The organism is Methanoregula sp. (assembly GCF_049686655.1).
In the GTDB taxonomy this organism is placed as follows: domain Archaea; phylum Halobacteriota; class Methanomicrobia; order Methanomicrobiales; family Methanospirillaceae; genus Methanoregula.
In genome coordinates this window covers 112,402-131,930 of sequence record NZ_JBAVIG010000019.1, presented here as the reverse complement: position 1 = coordinate 131,930, position 19,529 = coordinate 112,402, and the positions used below count along the sequence as shown (strand labels likewise).

Annotated in this window: 20 protein-coding genes; 19 read left to right on the top strand and 1 reads right to left on the bottom strand. The window is 55.3% G+C overall.

Annotation, left to right across the window (positions count from 1 at the left end; all coding sequences use genetic code 11):
• Window positions 1–226 precede the first annotated feature (226 nt).
• The 13 genes from WBL42_RS02685 (at window position 227) to WBL42_RS02625 (ending at window position 12,168) form a co-directional block, all read left to right on the top strand.
• Complete coding sequence (locus tag WBL42_RS02685) at window positions 227–724, top strand: ferritin-like domain-containing protein (RefSeq protein ID WP_424719722.1); 498 nt, start codon at window positions 227–229, stop codon at window positions 722–724.
• A gap of 196 nt (window positions 725–920) precedes the next feature.
• Window positions 921–1,202 carry a glutaredoxin family protein gene (locus tag WBL42_RS02680; protein ID WP_424719721.1) on the top strand — a complete coding sequence of 94 codons (282 nt, stop codon included), beginning with the start codon at window positions 921–923 and terminating at the stop codon, window positions 1,200–1,202.
• Window positions 1,199–1,714, top strand: a complete 516-nt coding sequence (locus tag WBL42_RS02675; RefSeq protein ID WP_424719720.1) for a ferredoxin-thioredoxin reductase catalytic domain-containing protein — start codon at window positions 1,199–1,201, stop codon at window positions 1,712–1,714. Before WBL42_RS02680 ends, WBL42_RS02675 begins: the two co-directional genes overlap by 4 nt.
• A gap of 85 nt (window positions 1,715–1,799) precedes the next feature.
• Window positions 1,800–2,138 carry a hypothetical protein gene (locus WBL42_RS02670; RefSeq protein WP_424719719.1) on the top strand — a complete coding sequence of 113 codons (339 nt, stop codon included), beginning with the start codon at window positions 1,800–1,802 and terminating at the stop codon, window positions 2,136–2,138.
• 279 nt (window positions 2,139–2,417) lie between these two features.
• Entirely contained in the window at window positions 2,418–3,080 is a 663-nt protein-coding gene (locus tag WBL42_RS02665) for a GNAT family N-acetyltransferase (protein WP_424719718.1), read from the top strand.
• Window positions 3,081–3,195: 115 nt separating this feature from the next.
• On the top strand, window positions 3,196–5,139 hold the full coding sequence (locus WBL42_RS02660) for a proton-conducting transporter membrane subunit (RefSeq protein WP_424719717.1): 1,944 nt from the start codon (window positions 3,196–3,198) through the stop codon (window positions 5,137–5,139).
• A complete protein-coding gene (locus WBL42_RS02655) occupies window positions 5,136–6,077 on the top strand; it encodes a respiratory chain complex I subunit 1 family protein (RefSeq protein ID WP_424719716.1) in 942 nt (313 codons plus the stop codon). Before WBL42_RS02660 ends, WBL42_RS02655 begins: the two co-directional genes overlap by 4 nt.
• The gene (locus WBL42_RS02650) at window positions 6,074–6,766 is read left to right on the top strand and encodes a hydrogenase subunit (protein ID WP_424719715.1); all 693 of its coding nucleotides are present in this window, start codon (window positions 6,074–6,076) and stop codon (window positions 6,764–6,766) included. The genes WBL42_RS02655 and WBL42_RS02650 overlap by 4 nt, the downstream gene beginning before the upstream one ends.
• Complete coding sequence (locus tag WBL42_RS02645; protein WP_424719714.1) at window positions 6,763–8,244, top strand: proton-conducting transporter membrane subunit; 1,482 nt, start codon at window positions 6,763–6,765, stop codon at window positions 8,242–8,244. Before WBL42_RS02650 ends, WBL42_RS02645 begins: the two co-directional genes overlap by 4 nt.
• Entirely contained in the window at window positions 8,244–9,845 is a 1,602-nt protein-coding gene (locus WBL42_RS02640) for an NADH-quinone oxidoreductase subunit C (RefSeq protein ID WP_424719713.1), read from the top strand. Before WBL42_RS02645 ends, WBL42_RS02640 begins: the two co-directional genes overlap by 1 nt.
• A gap of 9 nt (window positions 9,846–9,854) precedes the next feature.
• Window positions 9,855–10,373 (top strand): NADH-quinone oxidoreductase subunit B family protein, encoded by a 519-nt coding sequence (locus WBL42_RS02635; protein ID WP_424719712.1) that lies wholly within the window; start codon window positions 9,855–9,857, stop codon window positions 10,371–10,373.
• Between the two features lie 337 nt (window positions 10,374–10,710).
• Window positions 10,711–11,412 carry an alpha/beta fold hydrolase gene (locus WBL42_RS02630; RefSeq protein WP_424719711.1) on the top strand — a complete coding sequence of 234 codons (702 nt, stop codon included), beginning with the start codon at window positions 10,711–10,713 and terminating at the stop codon, window positions 11,410–11,412.
• Window positions 11,413–11,475: 63 nt separating this feature from the next.
• On the top strand, window positions 11,476–12,168 hold the full coding sequence (locus WBL42_RS02625; RefSeq protein WP_424719710.1) for a molybdopterin-dependent oxidoreductase: 693 nt from the start codon (window positions 11,476–11,478) through the stop codon (window positions 12,166–12,168).
• Between the two features lie 239 nt (window positions 12,169–12,407).
• Here the strand turns inward: WBL42_RS02625 and WBL42_RS02620 are convergent, their stop codons facing one another.
• The gene (locus WBL42_RS02620) at window positions 12,408–12,680 is read right to left on the bottom strand and encodes a DUF4405 domain-containing protein (protein WP_424719709.1); all 273 of its coding nucleotides are present in this window, start codon (window positions 12,678–12,680) and stop codon (window positions 12,408–12,410) included.
• A gap of 189 nt (window positions 12,681–12,869) precedes the next feature.
• On the opposite strand from WBL42_RS02620, the gene WBL42_RS02615 reads away from it, so the two are divergent.
• From WBL42_RS02615 to WBL42_RS02590, 6 genes are all read left to right on the top strand, one after another.
• Complete coding sequence (locus WBL42_RS02615) at window positions 12,870–14,879, top strand: ATP-dependent DNA helicase (RefSeq protein WP_424719708.1); 2,010 nt, start codon at window positions 12,870–12,872, stop codon at window positions 14,877–14,879.
• Window positions 14,867–15,352 (top strand): methylated-DNA--[protein]-cysteine S-methyltransferase, encoded by a 486-nt coding sequence (locus WBL42_RS02610; protein ID WP_424719707.1) that lies wholly within the window; start codon window positions 14,867–14,869, stop codon window positions 15,350–15,352. The genes WBL42_RS02615 and WBL42_RS02610 overlap by 13 nt, the downstream gene beginning before the upstream one ends.
• A gap of 120 nt (window positions 15,353–15,472) precedes the next feature.
• Window positions 15,473–16,396, top strand: coding sequence for a ketopantoate reductase family protein (locus WBL42_RS02605; protein ID WP_424719706.1), 924 nt, complete (start codon window positions 15,473–15,475; stop codon window positions 16,394–16,396).
• Between the two features lie 3 nt (window positions 16,397–16,399).
• Complete coding sequence (mobA, locus tag WBL42_RS02600; protein WP_424719705.1) at window positions 16,400–16,987, top strand: molybdenum cofactor guanylyltransferase; 588 nt, start codon at window positions 16,400–16,402, stop codon at window positions 16,985–16,987.
• A gap of 181 nt (window positions 16,988–17,168) precedes the next feature.
• A complete protein-coding gene (locus WBL42_RS02595; RefSeq protein WP_424719704.1) occupies window positions 17,169–18,023 on the top strand; it encodes a PAS domain-containing protein in 855 nt (284 codons plus the stop codon).
• Window positions 18,020–19,501 (top strand): ATP-binding protein, encoded by a 1,482-nt coding sequence (locus WBL42_RS02590; RefSeq protein ID WP_424719703.1) that lies wholly within the window; start codon window positions 18,020–18,022, stop codon window positions 19,499–19,501. The genes WBL42_RS02595 and WBL42_RS02590 overlap by 4 nt, the downstream gene beginning before the upstream one ends.
• Window positions 19,502–19,529: the final 28 nt, after the last annotated feature.

Sequence of the window (19,529 nt, the reverse complement as noted above, 5' to 3'; positions counted from 1 at the left end):
CCCGGTTGCGATGACTATTGTATTACCTGCCATTTGACTCGGGGCTCATCGCACTGCGCCCCGTCCCCCGCGGGGGACTGGTGGCGCAAGAGGGGGGCATCGTCTCTTTGAAAAAAAAATGATTTCTACAGAGCAGAAAAAATTATCCCGCTTTCAGAACGGATATGCATAAATCGGTTAAGATTTGAAGTTATTTGTCAGTCAATACACCTGACGGTGAACATCCATGGGAACGCAAGGAAGAAAAATTGTTGGAATTGACGTTGATGAGCTCCTCAAGCTCCTCAACAAGGCATATTCCGATGAATGGCTCGCATATTACCAGTACTGGATTGGTTCTAAGGTTGTCCGCGGTCCCAACAAGGAAGCGGTGATCGCTGAACTGACGCTGCATGCAACTGAGGAACTGGCGCATGCAACCCTCCTCACAACGAGGATCATCCAGCTGGGCGGGGTACCGGTCACAAAACCCCAGGACTGGTTAAAACTGACAAACTGCGGGTACGAAGCGCCCGATGACCCGTTCATCGTCAAAGTGCTTGAGCAGAATATCAAGGGTGAGCAGTGCGCTATCAAGACGTACAATTCCTTCCTGAAAAAGACACGGGATACAGACCCGGTCACCTATAACATGATCCTCACGATCCTGTCCCAGGAAGTAGAGCACGAGGAAGACCTCCAGGCACTTCTTGAAGATGTCAAAGTTATCATGGAGAACAAGTAACTTTTTTTGGGGGGAATTCTGTGCGGGTCACCGGATAAACATGGCCAGAATCGGTTTTAATATTCCGTTCCCGTACATGCATCTCCGGCAAATCTGAGGATTTCCACTCGCGGGTCCCGGAAGATTTACCGGATACCCATTTATAAATAGTATCTCTTTCAATCTCCATGCATACCATAACAGTAGGAGTTTTTTTATGCCTGTGGAACACGTAAACGGGAACGATAAGGGACCGGTGATGTTGTATGCGCTCTCAACCTGCGGGTGGTGTGCTAGGACCAAGGAACTCCTGAGGCAGATGGGGATTGCATTCGATTTTGTTTATGTCGACCTCCTGGAGGGGCAGGAGCAGGATGATGCCATGCAGAGCGTAGAGAAATGGAACCCCAGCGGATCGTTTCCCACGCTGGTCATCAATGACAGCAAATCAATTATCGGGTTCCGCGAACACGAGATCCGGGAGGCTCTGGGAATATGAGATTTCCGGAACTGAAAGAGACTGATGTAGAAAAGATTTACCAGACTCTTAACAATGACGCCGAAAGCGGAGGCTACCACCTGAATCCGGATGCTGAATTCACGAAGAACCTGATCAGGGGCCTGATGAAAAACGAGTTCCGTTACGGGTACCGTTCCTGCCCGTGCCGGCTTGCATCCGGCAAACGGGAAGAAGACATTGACATTATCTGCCCCTGCAATTACCGTGATCCCGATCTGTCGGAATACGGGGCCTGTTACTGTTCGCTCTATGTCAACAATACCATAAAAGCCGGGGAGCTGGCCATCAGGCCGGTTCCCGAACGGCGACCCCCCCGGCTCGCCCGGAGCCTGAACAAAACGCTGGAAACACTCATCCCGATCCCCAAGGAAACCCTTGCGTTTCCTGTCTGGCGCTGCAAGGTCTGCGGGTATCTCTGCGCTCGGGACAGTCCACCGGATCTCTGCCCGATCTGCAAGGCAACGAAGGACCGGTTTGAACGGTTTATCTGATCTCCCTTTTTTACTCCGCCAGGTGTTTACAATACCGGTGTCAGATAACGAATCCTCATATAGTGATCGGCTAAACTGTTATGGCATGGCAGGAACCGTCCATATTGAGATCGTCGGTCTGAAAACATCAGAATGCTCCCCGTTTCCCTGTGATGGGGAACGCACCTGCGGCCTTGAAGGGTGTTATCTCTCGGGAAAACTGAACGACGCGGTTGCGGAACTCAGAAAAGTGCTTACAGAATCCTATGGGAACCGCGTCGATGTAAAACTCATCCTCGTTGACGAAGGTACACCGGAATATATCCGCGCTATCATAGAGAAGGAATATCCCCCGATTCCCATGGTCCTGGTCAACGGCCGGGTCACGAAGATCGGACGGATCACGCTGGACAGGATAAAGGCCGAGATCGAGAAAGAATTATAATTAACCGGGCTTCTTTTGTGCGCGCATCCGGAAAAAACCTGGAATCCGGCCTGGTATTCCTATTCAGGGCATTTTTTTTACATTGTTCCTTCCGGATACAATAACCGGGCCGGCCCGGTTGATAAAAATCCATAAGAATTCCCGGTTTTTTGCCCGGTCCGCCATAATGGTATATATGCTTTGAAAAATAACCATGATGAATTATTATCCGCTGATGATTTAAATGCACAATTTTCCCCATATTTTCTGGTACAGGTGTCCCGATCCCGGAGGTGAGGTGTGCCGTCACTCACCGTAAATTCTGAAGATGATGAGTTCAACGAGGACCAGACCCTTCTGACCCTCTACAATCTTGCCGGCGAGGAGAGCGGAGGGTTTATCACGTTCCGGCCGCATCTCCTCCACACGTTAAACAGAATGCTCATCGCCAACCATATCATGCCATCACCACCCAAGGGACCCGATTCTGTGGAAGTCCGGGAACTCAGGGCATCAGAGATCGGGAGGATAAAGCAGGAACTCAGTCTCCGGTTCCGTGCCATTGACACTGATCCGGCAATGACCCGTATGTTCGCTGCATTCAATGGTACCCGGCTCGTCGGCGTAGCACGATGTGTGCGTCACCCGGACGGGATCGAACTCGACGGGATTTATATACTTGAAGAAGTCCGAAGGAAAGGGTTTGTACGGGGAGTCACAGCGCTCCTTATCGAAGCGTCGGGAAAACGGGATGTACTATATGTCCGGGCCGCTGCCGGAGTAGCCGAATTGTATCATACCATGGGTTTCCGCCCGGTACGTGAAAGCGATCTCCCTGGTACCCTCAGGGGACCGTTGTCCAGTGATCGGGCCGGCCGAAAGGGCGGAGCGACCTGTGCCATGCGACGGGAATGTACGCAGGAATCAACAGTACAGAATCCGGTGAAGCCGGAGGCAGAATGATCGGGCGTACAGCAGATTTGGACCTGTGCACGGGTGTTTACCCGCTGCAATCCCGGGATTTGCATCATAGTCCATGCCGGTACCCAAATTACCGCAATAAAAGGGGACGCCACGCATGATTAAGGAACTGCTGCTCCTTGGGTTTGCACTTCTCCTTGCGGGTGTAGCCATTCCGCTCGTCACTGCAGGAGCTGACCGGAAACTGGCGAGAACGGTCTCCCTGGCATGTACCGTTGCGGCATCGGCCCTCCTGGCAATCCTGTCCCTCGCGGTCCTCCTTTCCGGCGAAGTCATCTCGTGGACGGCGTACCAGCCCGTAGCCGGGTTCACTCTCACGCTCGTGATCGATCGGCTCGCAGCCTTCTTCATCCTGATCATCGCGGCAGTATCAGGGTGTGTAGCGATCTATGCTACCGGGTATGTCGAACACCTGCATGGCGGTTCCCGCAGGAACCTCCTCTGCGCCTGTGCAAACCTCTTTATCCTCTCGATGGTGCTGGTGATCGCATCCGGTACAACCCTGGCGTTCTTCCTTTTCTGGGAACTGATGGCTGCGAGTTCTTTTTTCCTCGTAATGTACGAATATGATGACCCGGAATCAAAAAAGGCCGGCATCTTTTACTTCGTAATGACGCAGCTCTCGACACTCTTTGTCATGCTGGGCATCATCATCCTGTACGGGCAGACCGGGACATTTGCCTTTACCCACGTGCCTGCACCTTCATCTCCATTCCTGACCGCCGCATTCCTCTGCCTGTTCCTCGGTTTCTCGATAAAGGCAGGCATCATCCCGTTTCACAAGTGGCTCCCGTATGCCCACCCCGCAAGCCCGTCCCCTATCTCGGCGCTTATGTCCGGCGTGATGCTCAAGATCGCCATCTACGGGCTGATCCGTTTTCTCCTCTACGTGTTCACACCGGACCTGTGGTGGGGTGTCCTGATCCTCGCCGCGGGAACGGCCTCAGCGGTCCTCGGGATCATCTATGCCCTCAAGGAGCACGACCTCAAGGCAATGCTCGCTTACAGCAGCATCGAGAACGTGGGCATCATCTTTGTCGGGATCGGCCTCTCGGTTATCTTCACATCGTACAGTCTCCCGGCACTTGCCACGCTCAGCCTGCTCGGGGCCCTCTTCCATTCCCTCAACCATGCGCTTTTCAAGAGCCTCCTCTTCCTTACAGCAGGATCCGTAGTCTACGCAACCCATACCCGCGATATCGAGCACATGGGAGGGCTCGTGCACCGGATGCCCTACACGTCGGTCCTTTTCTTTATCGGGGCCGTTGCAATTGCAGCCCTCCCGCCCCTGAACGGGTTTGCGAGCGAGGTCCTGATCTTCATCTCGTTCTTCTCTTCTGTTGCCGTGGCAAATCCGCTCTTTAAAGTCCTGATCTTCATATGTCTTGCCCTGTTCGCGCTGACAAGTGCGCTCTCCGCTGCCTGTTTTGTCAAGGCATTCGGATCGGTCTTCCTTGCCCTGCCACGCTCAAAAGAGAGCGCTGATGCCCGCGAGGTACCCCTTCCCATGCTTGCCGGCCCCGCTCTCCTGGCAGGGGCATGCGTGGTCATCGGGCTTCTCGCTCTCCAGCTGTTTACGCTGGCCGGATATTCAGTGCCGATCCCGGACATGCTGATGATCGGCGTGCTCCTCCTTGCGATGGTTGCCCTTACCTATGGAGTGCTGTATATTACCGCTTCGCGGAACGTCCGCATCTCCGGGACATGGGGGTGCGGGATGCCTTCGCAACAGCCGTTAACTGAGTACAGCGGTCACGGGTTTTCGGAACCCATCGACATCATCTTCTCGACCATCTACCGGACAAAGATCCGGAACGAGCGCACATTTTTCGATGCTGCCGGTTGCATATTCCAGGAGGGGAACGCAGAGATCCGGCTCCTGAAAGTATTCGAGGAGTATCTCTATCTCCCCGTTGCCCGCGTCTCGTGCCGGGCTGCGAAGTCTGTTTCCCGGATCCATAACGGGTGTCTTGACACGTACCTTCTCTATGTCTTTGTTACGGTGCTCGTCATAATCGTGTGGCTGGGGTGGTTTGCATGAGCCCGGAGTTTATCCTGTACCTGGTGATCAATACGGCGGTTGTCCTTGCCATCGCCCCCCTCTTCATCAGCCTGATAAAAAAAGTGAAGGCGTGGACACAGGGCAGGAGAGGCCCGCCGCTCTTCCAGACGTATTTTATGCTGGCAAAACTGGTGAAAAAAGAGGTGATCTACTCGCCACACTCATCCTGGATCATGCGGGTCACCCCAATCATCAACATAGCAGCGATTCTCGTAGCAGCCCTCTTCGTACCGCTGGTCTTCGTGCCTGAGCCTGTCGGGGGAATTGGCAATATCATCCTCCTGCTCTACCTGCTCGCTCTGGCCAAGTTCTTCATGGCCCTTGCAGGTCTTGACGCGGGCAGCTCGTTTGGCGGGATGGGCAGTTCGAGGGAGATGAGCATCTCGGCAATCATCGAACCCACCACCATCATCGTCTTTGCTGCGCTTGTCTTTGTCTTCAAGACGCTCAATATATTCGAGATGTTCACCCTCTCGGCTGCCTCCGGCACGCTCTCAACCCCGACCCTTATCCTGATCGGGATCTCTCTCTTCATTATCCTTATCGTCGAGACTTCGCGCATTCCGGTCGACAACCCGGAGACGCATCTCGAACTCACTATGATCCATGAGGGCATGATCCTGGAACAGTCCGGTTCCAATCTCGCCCTCATGGAGTTGTCCGCCGCGGTCAAGCTCACGCTCCTGATGGCCCTGCTCATCAACCTGATTATCCCGTTCGGTCTCTCGACTACGCTCTCTGCGGCCGGCCTCCTCCTCGCCCTTGTCCTCTTCCTTGTGAAAGGGACCGTACTTGCCGGCGTCATCGGGCTTTTTGAATCCTCTATGGCAAAGATGCGGTTCTTCCGGCTCCCGAGCCTCTTTGCCATGGCATTCTTCTTCTCTACACTGATCATCATCATCGAGGTGTTCTCATGATCGACCCGGCACTCGTCCAGGGGATCATCCGGGTACTGTTCGTCATCGTGATCATCACCGCGGCCTACATCATTTCCACCCGGAATATCCTCTCGCTCGTCTCGGTCTACGCCATCCAGTCCCTGACCCTCGTACTGATCGCCCTCTCGCTCTACACGCTCGAAGGCAGCAGCGTTCTCCTCGCCATCGCCATTATCACGTTTATCAGCAAGGTGCTCGTCATCCCCTACTTTATCGCGACCATCCAGGAACGGGTCCGGATAAGGCGGGACATCGAGTTCCATTTCCTGAATCCTACTACCTCGCTCCTCCTCTCCATGGCCCTGATGCTCGTCATCTATATCACCCTCTCGAAGATCGTGGAAGGGACACCTGCAAGGGAGAGCCTCTTCTTCTTCGGGGCAGTGCTCGGGATCTCCCTGATGCTGATGGGCATGATGGTGACCTTCTCGCGCAAGCGTGCAATCTCCAAGGTGCTCGGGTACCTCTCGATGGAGAATGGTGTCCTGCTCTTTGGCATGTTCGTCACCGAGCTGCCGTTTATTATCGAATTCCTGATCATCATCGACCTGGTCATCCTCGTGCTGCTGACCACGATCCTGACCGTCGGCATCGATTCGACCCTCGAAGACTACCATGACCGGCTCAACCGGTTCCACCTGCTGGACGATACGGAGGAGACACCATGATCCTGATCAGCTTTGTCCTCGTTGCTGCCTGCGCCATTGCACTCATAGCCATCAGCCGTACCCACCGGCAGATGAACCTTGCCTGTATCGCGGAGGCGCTCATCTTCCTCGGGCTCGCCATATATCTTATTCTCTCCAACCAGATCCCGGTCTCGACATTTTTGATCGGCAGCCAGTACTTCTTCATCGACCACCTCGGTATCTATGAAGTGCTGATCGCGACCATCGTCTTCCTGTTTGCGGCCATCTATGCCCGGGGCTATGTCGAGGGCCTTTTGGACAGCGGCGAACTCGGGAAGAACAGCCTGCGTCTCTTCTACGCGGCATGGGCCCTGCTTCTCCTCATTATTGTCCTTGCCTTCTGCTCGGACAACCTCGCCCTCTTCTGGATCTTCGCCGAGATGACCACGATCATCTCGGCCATGCTCATCGCCATCCTGGCTGCCAGAGAGAACATCGATGCGGCAATCAAGTACATCTTTATCGCCTCGATCTCCATGCTCTTCTCGTTTGTCGGCCTCATATTCCTCTTCGAGATCTCCCGGTCAGCCCTTGGTACCGGAACCCTGAACTGGACCGGCCTGATGCAGCACGCAACAGCGTTCCCGCCGGGCATGCTGATCGCAGCCTTTGCTCTTGTCTTCATCGGGTTTGCCGCAAAGTCCGGCATCTTCCCGTTCCATACATGGTTACCGGAAGCCCATGCAAAGGCACCGTCTGCGGTGAGCGCCATACTTTCCGGCGTCCTCCTGAATGTTGGGATCTACGGTATTATCCGCGTTTATGCCATCGTGCACCAGACCACGGCGGTCGCAGCAGCCTCTCCCCTGCTCGCCATCTTCGGACTCCTGACCGTCGGCATCGCTGCCATCTCCATGCTTTCCCAGAAGAACCTCAAGAAACTGGTTGCCTTTTCGAGTATCGAGAACATGGGGATACTGCTCGTTGGCCTTGCCGTCTCGACACCACTCGCACTGTTCTGGGTGCTCTTCCACATCATGGCACACTCATTCACGAAAGCCTCCCTCTTCTTCTCGGCCGGGATCCTCCACCGCCAGTACCGGAGTACGCTCTCAGTCGATGCCGTTGATGAGATCCGGGACGTTTTCAGGCTCCAGCCGCTCGCCGCATGGGGAATCATCATCGGCGGACTTGCGATCGTCGGCATGCCACCATCTCCGATCTTCTTCTCAAAACTCTTCATCCTGCTCCAGCTGGGTGCGGTCTCCCTTCCTGCACTTGTTGTCCTGCTTGTCCTGCTCTTCATAGCGTCGGCCGCGCTTGGGTATTACGTGATCAGCACGTTCACGCAGGTCTCATCAGCGGAGAGTCCCATGGAGATGAGGCAGTACCATACCCCGGCCAGCATGAAGGTCCCCATCGTGATCCTCCTGGCTGTGATAGTCCTGCTCGGGATCGTCTTTACGTCCGGTGAAATATCCTTCTTCAACCAGATCGTAACGGAGCTGAGATTCTGATGACGACTGATACCGGATTATCCGATGCTCAGGAAAATGCAGGGATGAAATATGTCAAAAAACTGGTGGGATCCGGGGAACTTGCCCAGCGGATCACGATGGGACACAACGGGGAATATTATCTTGAGGTGGGGGAAGAGGAATTTATACCTCTCACCGCCACCCTTGCCACCCGGAAATGTGTCCTGATTGGATTGTTCTGTGCTGAAGGGTTCTCCCCGGTCGCCCGGTTCTCCCTCTTCTCGGTCTTCGAGAAGAAGAGCGCGGTCCTGATCGTGATCAGGCACACGGGGAGACGTGCCGCATCTATTGCCGGGACATTCCCGGCCGCATCGTGGTTTGAGCGCGAGTGCAGGGACGGTTTTGGTATTGAATTCCCGGATGCATTCGATACCCGTCGGCTCTTCCTCCATGAAAGCTACCCGTCAGGGTTCCATCCGCTCGAAAAATCCTTCCGGAACGGGAAAATAGAGACAGTACAGTCCGTGGATGCCGAAGACGAGTACCCGTTCAGGCCGGTCCATGGCGAAGGCGTTTACCAGGTACCTGTTGGGCCGGTGCACGCAGGAATCATCGAACCGGGTCATTTCCGGTTCAGCGTGATCGGTGAGACGATCTTCAACCTGGAGATCCGGATGTTCTACAAGCACCGGGGGATCGAGAAGCTCGCGGAAGGCCGGGTTCCCCAGGACTGCATCGTAGTGGCAGAGGCCGTTAGTGGCGACGAATCTGTGGCAAACGCGACCGGGTTTTGCCTTGCTGTGGAGAAGATCGCGCAGGTTCCGGCACCCGACCGTGCCTGGTACCTGCGCACAATCCTGCTGGAGCTGGAGCGGATCTGCTCGCATCTCGGCGACCAGGCCGGTATGCTCATCGATGTTGCCTTCCCACTCGGGGCCGGCCAGTTTGCCGTCCTGCGGGAGGACATCTTCCGGATGAATGCCTCCCTGACAGGCTCCCGGTTCATGCGGGGGATGGTGGTTGCCGGAGGGGTAGCAAAGGATCTCCGGAAAGAGCAACTGGCGGAACTCGGGAAGTTCATAGCCCGGTTCCGGAAACGCTACCGGGTCGGACTGAAGATCGTCCTCTCGACTACATCGGTTCTCGACAGGTTTGCGACGACAGGTACTATCCGGAGGGGACTGCTGCGCCCGCTCAGCATTACCGGTCCGGCAGCCCGTGCATCAGGAGGGAAAGTGGATGTGCGCAGCGATCACCCGTACGGTATCTATGGCATATTCCCTCCGGACAATACCGTCCTGCATGACGGGGACGTACTATCCCGGTTCACCGTCAAGGCATCAGAGATTATGGACTCGCTGGAACTGCTCGAGCAGCTGCTTGAGACAATCCCTGACGGACCGGTGAAAGCGGAGGTACCCGTCCAGGACGGTTATGCCATCTCACTCGTAGAGTCTGCCCGGGGACAGAACCTCTGCTGGATCTGGATCCGCAATGGAAGGATCGAGCGCTACAAAATCAGGACTGCATCATTCTGCAACTGGCAGGCAATCGAGCATGCCGTACTGGGAAACATTGTACCGGATTTCCCCGTGATCAACAAGAGCCTGAACCTGTCCTATGCAGGGACGGATCTGTGAGGTGAAGCAATGGTGAACGCATTATCCTGCCTGCTGAAAAAGAAAGTGACGGAAGACCCGATCGCCCGGGACGAGGACATCGAGCGGATTGGCCGTGAGATCAACCGTGAGGTCGGTGAGGTATTCGGGCGCAGTATCGCTATCCGCGAGCTCGACACCGGCAGCGACAACGCAACTGAGATCGAGATCAACAATCTCAACAACCCCTATTATGATGTCGAGCGGTTCGGCATCACCTTCGTAGCCTCGCCCCGGCACGCCGATGTGCTGATGGTGACCGGTGCGGTTACGCACAACATGGCGATCGCTGCAAAGAAGACCTACGAGGCGATGCCCTCGCCCAAGTTCGTGGTGGCAGTAGGCGACGATGCCTGTAATGGCGGCATCTTTGCGGGGACCTATGCCGTGCTGGGTGGGGCGGACATGCTGTTCCCGGTAGACCTGAAGATCCCGGGCAATCCGCCAACGCCAAAAGAGATCCTTGCAGGGCTTCTCGCACTGATGAGGCAGGCCCGTTCAAACCAGTAAATTATAACCTTGTAGAAATCTTCGTAGTTGAAACAGTATTGTCAGTTAGCATTTTAAGAGAGGGAGATAGTGCCTGTCCCCCCACCGCCCGTGCGCATTGCGATGCGGCCGGGATTACCTGTTCAGGAGTTATCGCATCCGGGGGTTGCCACAGGGTCGGGAGTGAAACCCCGGGCGTAAATATTTGTATATCCGTAACCTCTTTTTTTCTGCCTGACCAAGGACAATTTATACTCTGGTGAGAAAACCGGTAATTACGATGAGACCGGTAAGGAAGTGGGGACATGGACCATATGCAGTAGCAGTTATTCATGGAGGGCCCGGAGCGCCAGGAGAAGTGGCGCCTGTTGCCCGCGAGCTTTCCGCAGTGACGGGCATTCTTGAACCGTTCCAGACCGAGACTACTCTCGAAGGCCAGGTGCAGGAACTCCGTTCGGTCCTTCTGGAGCACGGAAAAGTCCCGGTGACACTCGTGGGTTTCTCGTGGGGCGCATACCTGTCCTTCATGCTCGCCGCCCGCTACCCGGCGCTTGTCAAAAAACTGGTGCTCGTAAGCAGCCCCCCGTTCGAGGAGCAGTATGCCGCTTCAGTGACGCAGACACGGATGACACGGCTCAATAAAAATGACCAGGCCGGGGCGCAGGCACTGCTCACACAGCTCGCAGACCCGGAAACTCCCAATAAGAACGCCCTTCTCGCAAAACTCGGCACACTGATGGCCCATGCTGACACCTATGACGCAGCAAACGCGATGGAGGAGGGGTTCCACTGCCAGTACGAGGTCTTCAAAGACGTCTGGGACGAAGCGAACGAACTCCGGAAAAAACAGATCCTCATCCAGATGGCTAAATCGATCACCTGTCCGGTAGTTGCGATTCACGGCGACTGGGATCCCCACCCTGCTGAGGGCGTGAATGACCCGCTCACCAGGGTGCTGGCAGATTTCCGGTTTGTCCTTCTCGAGAAATGCGGTCACCGACCATGGATCGAGCGCAATGCAGCGGAAAATTTCTACAAGGTACTTGTGGCGGAGATCTGAAACGGTAGCCATATAACCTGCACCTATCCAATCATTAATAACCTGCGGTGCCCATTTCCCCCCATGAACAATCGTATCATCGCGGCAGCAGTACTGGCCATTCTCGTTGTCGTGATCATTGCCATCCTGGTCTTCCGGTTCCCGGTCAGCCTGACGGGCACAGGGAGCGGCCCGACACCACTTGCCCCGGTCGAAGTGCGATCATACCAGGGAAAAGATCTTTCGTCGGTAAACGATTTCCATGAAAATTCCATTGCCGGTCCCCAGCACGTCAACATCACGGATTACCGGCTCACCGTGACTGGTCTGGCAAACCGGACGGTCGTATATACCTACGACGAGGTACTTGCACAGCACACTCATTATTCAAAAGTGGTCACCCTCCACTGCGTCGAGGGATGGGATGCGACGATCCTCTGGGAGGGTGTGCTCGTCCGGGATCTTATCGCTGATGCCGGTGCTGATCCCCGGGCGAATACGGTGGTATTCACGGCGGTTGATGGTTACACAACCTCGTTCCCGCTCAGTTATTTCACACAGAACGATATCATCATGGCGTACCGCATGAACAATATCACGATGCCAGCCGAGAGAGGTTACCCGTTCGAACTGGTGGCTGAGGACAAGTGGGGGTACAAGTGGATCAAGTGGATAGAGAAGATCGAACTGACCGATGATCCTTCGTATCAGGGGTACTGGGAACAGCGGGGCTATTCCAATTCCGGCGATCTGAACGAGAGTTTCTCAGGGAATTAATTTTTCTGCTCTGTAGAAATCATTTTTTTCAAAGAGGCGATGCCCCCATCTTGCGCCACCAGTCCCCCGCGGGGGGCGGGGCGCAATGCGATGACCTGAGTCAAATGGCAGGTAATACAATAGTCATCGCAACCGGGGGATGCCATAGCGGCGGGGGCAAAGCCCAAAAGAGCGTCAGCGATTATGTGGGTTTCTACAGAGCAAATTTTTCCATATCCCGAGGGAAGCAGGACGAGAAATCACTCTTTTTGCCGTGTATTCCCGAGCACGTATTTTGTCATTCCTGTAATCCATGTGCGGTTCAGGTACAGGTGCAGGAGCACGAATAGTCCCAGAAGGATACCCGACCAGTCATGCAGGTCTGATATCAGCGCAGAGGGTAGGACCAGGTCGTTGAGACCGGTCACCTGCAGGAGCAGACTGAATTTTAACAGCCCGGTAATAAAACAGACCGCGAACGTGATCGCCATTGCGAGATCCGCCAGCCATTTGAGGATTTTTATGTCCATCATGTAAACTCCAGTAACCTCACTTGGTGGCGAAAGGTTATGGAAGTTTGGAAGTGCCCGAGGTACGTGCATAATCCGGGATCAACGAGGCCGGGGTTTCGCACAGGAGGCTGTCCCTCTGCTCACCCGTTTTCATTTTCACGTCCCCTTCCGGTGCCCATAAAACCCGGCAGCACTAATTATACTCAGGCAATGGACAGCATCGATTCATTCTTCCCGTACAGCGAATACCGGCCCGGCCAGCGCCACATGCTCGAAGTCTCGGCACAGGTAGCCCGCGACGGCGGTATCGCAATGATCGATGCTCCGACCGGATCCGGGAAATCAAGCGTGGTCGCAGCCCTCCTCGCAGAGCGGAAGGGCCGGAAGATCGTGATCGCTGTCAGGACGATCAGCCAGCTCACCACGTTTATCCGCGAGCTCGAACTCGTGAAGCAGAAGCAGCCGCAGATCAAGACCGTGTACCTTGTCGGCAAGGGGAGCATGTGCCCGCTGGGAGGAGTGGGCGACGTATACCGGCGGTGCGAAGGGGTCAAGGCGTTCTCGAACTCGCTGATGCGGGACCGGGCCGAGAAAGGGGCGATGATCCCGGCCAAGGACCCGTTCATCATCCAGCAGGTCCGCCGCATGGACAAAGAGCACCCGCTCCTCTGCCCGTATTATATAGGCAGCAAAATGTTCGTGCAGGCCGAGGGAGTGGGCATCCGCATGATTCCTTCAACCGAGCTCCGGAACAAGGCCGAACGGGTTATCGCAAACCCGGTGCCCCCGCGGGAACTCTCGGAGTACAGTGCAGGCATCTGCCCGTACGAACTGATGATGCATGCCGCGAAGACTACCGATGTCGTGATCCTCAACTACCACCACCTCTTCGACCGGGACATCCGCGAGCAGCTCTATGCGAACCTGAACGTGGAGCCGCAGGACATACTCCTTCTCATCGATGAGGCGCATAATTGCGGGGACGTGATCACCGGCATCGAGAGTGTTACGCTGGAGGAGCGCGACCTCGAACAGGCATCGAGGGAATTATCCGGCATGCAAAAACGTCACAAGGGGGCAGAGGCAGTCCGGCACGTGCTCCCCCGGCTCACGGAGTTCATCCGTGGCCTTGCTAACTCGACCGAAGGAGAGGACTGGTTCGATCCCGCAATCTTCGACCGGATGATCATCAGGGAGTCACTCTACAGGCAGATGGATGAAATTGTTGACGATCTTATGGGCCTCGCCGAGACGATCCGGGAGAAAAACCAGAAGTCGGGTGAGTTCAGGGAGACCGCGATCGAGCGGCTCACCGAATTCCTTGTCCGGCTCTCCAATTCCGCCACCGACCCGTCCTTCCTGACGCTGTATCGAAAGGAGGAATCCGGGATCACGCTCGAAGTCCGGAGCATCGATCCAGCTGATTCTCTTACGGAAGTCTGTGGCTCACATGCCTGCTGCATCCTGATCTCGGGCACGCTCTCGCCGGTCGAGAGCTTCAAAAAATACTACTTCGGGAAGGCGTTGGTCACGACCCTTTCCCTGCCCAATGCATTCCCGAAAGAGAACCGGCTCGTGGCCTGCTCAAACGACATCACTACCGCGTACTCGATGCGCCAGAACAGGGATAACACGAATAAAATCGTTGAATATATCCGATCGTTCTCCACCCTGAAAGGCAACCGGGCGATCTACTTCTCGAGCTACCAGATTCTCGAGTCCTATGCGGACCTCGCAGTCCCGCACATCCGGGGGAAGAAAATCTTCATCGAGCCGCGGGATGCGGCCAATGCCAGCGCCGCACTCACTGAGTTCCTGTCCCTTCCGTCCCGGCGGGAATCGGGCGTCATGTTTGCGGTCTGCGGCGGGAAGTGGAGCGAGGGGCTCGATTACCGGGGCGAGATGCTCTCCGGGGCGATGGTGATCGGCCTGCCGCTGGCACCGTTCAACCGCGTACGCAGGATGATGATCGAGTACTTCCGGCACAAGTTCGGCGATGAGGGTGAGTTCCTCTGCTACACGCTGCCAGCCGTCAACCGGTCGCTCCAGGCCCTCGGCCGGGTGCTCCGGACACCTGAGGACCGTGGCGTGCTCGTGCTGGGAGAGAAGAGGTTCCTGGAAAAACGGGTGCGGAACGCCCTGCCGGCATGGATGCAGGAAGAGATGATCGTATGCGACCTTGAGCGGTTCCGGGAGGTGCTGGCACAATGGAAGTCCTGACCGGGTCCTGCCGGCTGGGGCTCTGGTATGTCCACGTGTACTGGAGCGGGAACACCATCCATCGCATCCGCTTTGCCACGACTGCCATACCTGGCGACGTCCCATCGCTGATCCGGCAATACTGTGCAGGCCGGGCTGTCGATCTCGGTCCTCTGGAAACTATCGCGATCCACGATGACTCGGTGTACAGCCGGATATACCGTGCGGTCCAGGAGATCCCACGAGGAAAGACCGCCACATACGGGGACATCGCACACCGGGTTGGCACTTCTCCCCGCGTGGTGGGGCAGGCAATGGCCCGAAACCCGACACCGCTCGTGGTACCCTGTCATCGTATAGTGGCAGCTGATGGCATCGGCGGGTTTTCCCCGTCGGTCGAGATCAAGGAGACGCTGCTTGCCATGGAGAAGAAGGCACCCCGTAAAGAACGGGTTGCCTTTTGCGTAAACTTCACGATACAGGAGACCCAATAATTCCGGGAGAAGACGGGCCCTGCGGGAATATGCCAGTATATTTAACCCGATAGACAATCACCATCAGATTCAAGTCAACAGTACAGGCCGCAATCCAGGGCCACAGGAACGATCCATCCCATGAAAATTCTCATCCTCGGTGCGGGTGCAGTAGGGTTATCAGTAGCGGCAAAGCTTTCAACGGTATGCGGGATCCATGTGGTCTGCCGGAAGAGCAGCGCGGACGCAATTGCTGAACAGGGGTTCACCCTGACCGGAATGTGGGGAGAAGGGACATTCCGGTTCAGTGCATCGGAGTCGGTTCCACAGGACAGCAGGTTCGATTATATTATCATCTCCTCAAAATCGCAGGACACTGAAAGTATATGCCGGCAGTTTGCCCCGCTGATCAGGGACACCGAGACGGTCAGCCTCCAGAACGGGATCGGCAACGAGGAGATCCTCAGCGGGTTCACGGACCGGGTGATCGGCGGCATGATCATCACCGGCTTTGAATGGCGGGGCGATGCCGCGATCCACGTCTCTGTCGAGGCGGGGCCCATGATGATCGGGCGGTTCCCGGAGGGGGCAGGTGAGCCGGTTGAACTGCTCGCCGGTATCCTTCGTGGTGCCGGCATCCGCGTCGGAACCAGCAGTACTATCCGGTCCGAGCTCTGGGGCAAGACCCTGTATAACTGTGCCCTCAACCCTCTCGGGGCCGTGATGGGGGTTCCCTATGGAAAACTCACTCACCCGGCATCCTGGAGGATAATAGAGAAGATTGTGCACGAAGCATTCCGGGTCATTGAAGCTGAAACAGTGCACTTACCATGGGCAACCGCAGAAGATTACCTGGCGTATCTCAGGGACGTTCAGCTCCCGGCAACGGCGCTGCATCACTCATCGATGCTGCAGGACATCACCCGGGGGAGAAGGACAGAGATCGATTTCCTGAACGGGGCAGTGGTAATGAAGGCCCGCCTGCATGGGATCCCAACCCCGTACAACTCTGCAATCGTCGACCTGATCAGGTTCCGCGAATCCCTTGCAGCAGGTGGGAACTAAACCATGCGGTCGGCGGTGATCCTCGTCGGCGGGGAGGCCAGGCGGGCCAACGGGCAGGAGAAATACTTCTTCATTTACGAGGGCAGGACCTTCATCGAACGGCTTGTGGATACGCTCCGCACGGTAACGGACGAGATCATCCTCGTGGCCAGGGATCCCTCGCAATGCGAGCGGTTCCGTCATGTCGATTCGGTTACCTGCATCACCGATATCAGGCAGGGGATCGGCCCTATTGGCGGCCTGCATGCCGGCACGCTTGCAGCACGGGGGGATTTTCTCTTTGTTACTGCCTGCGATATGCCCTGCATAGAAGCGGGTGTGGTCTCGTACCTTTTTGAGACCATAGGCAACTACGATGCGGCAATACCCTGCTGGAGCAGCGAGATGATCGAACCCCTTCATGCGGTATACCGGAGGAGTGCCCTGCTGGACTACCTCAGGAGCCACGAATCGCTCTCACTCCGTCCGATGATCCGGTCAATCAATACCCGCTATGTCCCCGTAGACGAACTCAAACCCTATGATCCGGATTTCCGTACGTTCACCAATATCAACAAACTCGAAGATCTTGAACGGATCAACAGGTTGTAACCTTCAGGCATTACCGAACCCGGTTCTGCCGGGTATATCCGGGTTCGCCATTTCGACTCGCGGATTGTGCAGGACCCGCGATCGGATGCCTTAAAAATATATGCAATGAGATCAACCGTTAGTACAATAGCGGATTGAATTATACTCCGGGAAGCTATAGTTCAAACCGGGGGAATTGCACGTGAAGAAACGCCTGTCCAATGAGAATGAGGAAGTTCTGCGCCTGTTCATCGTTGCTGCCGCAAGTGTCGGGGCGGTTCTCACAACCATATTCTCGCTGACCCACGGTATCTTTGAAGTTTTTCCCTTCCTCTACATCCTCCCTATTATCCTCGTTGTCTATTTTTACCCGAAACGGGCTGTGCTCTTTTCCCTGGGCATCAGCCTGGTCTATATCTGCCTCGTCTATCTCTTCGAGTTCACCAATCCGCACCTCATCGCAATTGCCACAGCATGGTTTGCCATCTTCATTACGATCGGCGTGGTTGCTTCATCTTACGCCAACCAGCTGATCGAGGAGCGTACCCGGATAAGGCACATCCTTGAAAATTCACAGGACGGAATTTTCTGCTTTGACCTTGAATCGGAACAGATCCTTGAGATCAATCCGAAATGTGCCCTTTGGTTGAAATATGACAGGGCCGCCCTGATTGGACGGAACCTTGGATCGGTCTGGTCTGAGCCAGCAGAGCGGGAGCAGTTCGTTGCACGGGTCAGGTCCGGGCATCAGAAGCAGGAAACCGAGGGGATATTCAGGTCAAAGGACGGCACCCTGCTCAGGCTGGTCATCTCGGCGGTGCTGGTAAGCCGTGACCGCGTCCTCTGTTCGGCCATTGATATCACCGGCAGCAAGATCGTGGACGAGGAGATCCGGAAAACTCTCGAAGATCTTGAGGAGCAGGTCAGGGCCAGGACTTCACACCTGGAAAAAATCAACGAGGAACTCCAGGCAGAGATTCTTGAGCGACGTCGTTTCGAACAGACGATCCTGTCCAGGCAGGAAAAAGACCGGAGAGATTCGGAGGATGACGAATGACGCCGGTTGCAATGGTGAGAGGACAGGGACCCCTCATCGGCCGCATTGCCGGCATCGCAGGGATCATCCTCACATCCCTGTTAGCCATATATTCCACCATTTATTCCCTGACGCATGGGATTTATGAAGTTTTTCCCTTCCTGTATTTCCTGCCGATCATCATCTTTGTCTACCTGTATCCTAGCAGGGGTGTGTTCTTCTCTCTGATCATCAGTACCATCTACCTCCTGCTGGTCTACGATTTCAGCCGGTTTGACCCGTCACTTGTCGCAGTTTCGACCGCGTGGTTTGTGATCTTCGTTACAATCGGCGTGGTTACATCATCATTTGCAGAAGGACTCAGGACAGAAGAACGAAAATACCGCGGTATTTTCGAAAACTCCCAGGCAGGTATTTTCACGTTTGATCTTGCAACGCTCAGGATCCACGAGATCAACATGAAATGCGCCCACATGCTCAAATTTGAACGGGATGACCTCAGGGATTCCGACCTTTCCCGGATCCTTGCCGGGTCCCGGGAGAGAGACATGTTTGTCCAGGAAATCCGGACCCGGATCCAGACCGGTGACATGGAACTTCATTTCACCACACAGGACGATTCAATCCGGCAGTTCCTGGTATCAGCATCCCTTGGAACAAATAATCTTGTGATCTGCTCGGTGATCGATATCACGGAGCGGAAACTCGCAGAGAAAGTAATTCAGAAGGCGCGGGATGAACTGGAACTGCGGGTGGGGGAGAGGACTGAGGAGCTCACGCGGGCAAATGAAATTCTCAAAGCTGAGATCCAGGAACGCAAACGGTTCGAGGCGGCAATCCAGCTTGCGAACCGTAAGCTCAACACCCTGTCGTCGATCACCCGGCATGATATCCTCAACCAGATCACCGCGATTGTTATGTACCTCTCTCTGGCAGAAGAGGTTGAGACCAACCCGACCGTGATTGAGCATCTCCACAAAATCGAACAGATCACCCAGCTGATCCAGAAACAGATCCGGTTTACCCGGGATTACCAGAATATCGGTTCAAATACTCCCCAGTGGCAAAAGGTAACTGACACGGTAAACAATGCCATCAAGGACCTTGATATGGGAGCAGTCAGCGTGAAAACGGATCTTGGCAGTCTTGAGATCTATGCGGATTACATGCTCGAAAAAGTGTTCTATAACTTTATCGAAAACTCACTGCGACACGGGGGGGCGGTCTCGGTATGCCGGGTCTCCTATAAGGTACAGGAGGATAGTGTCATAATTATCTACGAAGACGATGGTGTCGGCGTTCCTGCCGCGGTCAAGGAGAAAATTTTCCGGCGCGAATATTACCGGAACACGGGCTATGGGTTGTTCTTATCTCTTGAGATCCTCAGCATTACCGGTCTTTCCATAAAAGAGACCGGCGAACAGGGTAAAGGAGCCCGGTTCGAGATCCAGGTTCCAAAGGAAGCGTACCGGTTTAATGCACCTGAAAGAACACCATAAGAAAAAATACCGGGCCGGGCAGAAATCC

What these genes read in the sequence shown, in the direction of transcription:
- WBL42_RS02615 (WP_424719708.1), top strand. Translation starts at nt 12,870, where the DNA reads ATGGACAGCATCGATTCATTCTTCCCGTACAGCGAATACCGGCCCGGC.
- WBL42_RS02590 (WP_424719703.1), top strand. Translation starts at nt 18,020, where the DNA reads ATGACGCCGGTTGCAATGGTGAGAGGACAGGGACCCCTCATCGGCCGC.
- WBL42_RS02680 (WP_424719721.1), top strand. Translation starts at nt 921, where the DNA reads ATGCCTGTGGAACACGTAAACGGGAACGATAAGGGACCGGTGATGTTG.
- WBL42_RS02645 (WP_424719714.1), top strand. Translation starts at nt 6,763, where the DNA reads ATGATCCTGATCAGCTTTGTCCTCGTTGCTGCCTGCGCCATTGCACTC.
- WBL42_RS02670 (WP_424719719.1), top strand. Translation starts at nt 1,800, where the DNA reads ATGGCAGGAACCGTCCATATTGAGATCGTCGGTCTGAAAACATCAGAA.
- WBL42_RS02660 (WP_424719717.1), top strand. Translation starts at nt 3,196, where the DNA reads ATGATTAAGGAACTGCTGCTCCTTGGGTTTGCACTTCTCCTTGCGGGT.
- WBL42_RS02625 (WP_424719710.1), top strand. Translation starts at nt 11,476, where the DNA reads ATGAACAATCGTATCATCGCGGCAGCAGTACTGGCCATTCTCGTTGTC.
- WBL42_RS02675 (WP_424719720.1), top strand. Translation starts at nt 1,199, where the DNA reads ATGAGATTTCCGGAACTGAAAGAGACTGATGTAGAAAAGATTTACCAG.
- WBL42_RS02655 (WP_424719716.1), top strand. Translation starts at nt 5,136, where the DNA reads ATGAGCCCGGAGTTTATCCTGTACCTGGTGATCAATACGGCGGTTGTC.
- WBL42_RS02640 (WP_424719713.1), top strand. Translation starts at nt 8,244, where the DNA reads ATGACGACTGATACCGGATTATCCGATGCTCAGGAAAATGCAGGGATG.
- mobA (WP_424719705.1), top strand. Translation starts at nt 16,400, where the DNA reads ATGCGGTCGGCGGTGATCCTCGTCGGCGGGGAGGCCAGGCGGGCCAAC.
- WBL42_RS02620 (WP_424719709.1), bottom strand. Translation starts at nt 12,680, where the DNA reads ATGATGGACATAAAAATCCTCAAATGGCTGGCGGATCTCGCAATGGCG.
- WBL42_RS02650 (WP_424719715.1), top strand. Translation starts at nt 6,074, where the DNA reads ATGATCGACCCGGCACTCGTCCAGGGGATCATCCGGGTACTGTTCGTC.
- WBL42_RS02610 (WP_424719707.1), top strand. Translation starts at nt 14,867, where the DNA reads ATGGAAGTCCTGACCGGGTCCTGCCGGCTGGGGCTCTGGTATGTCCAC.
- WBL42_RS02635 (WP_424719712.1), top strand. Translation starts at nt 9,855, where the DNA reads ATGGTGAACGCATTATCCTGCCTGCTGAAAAAGAAAGTGACGGAAGAC.
- WBL42_RS02605 (WP_424719706.1), top strand. Translation starts at nt 15,473, where the DNA reads ATGAAAATTCTCATCCTCGGTGCGGGTGCAGTAGGGTTATCAGTAGCG.
- WBL42_RS02685 (WP_424719722.1), top strand. Translation starts at nt 227, where the DNA reads ATGGGAACGCAAGGAAGAAAAATTGTTGGAATTGACGTTGATGAGCTC.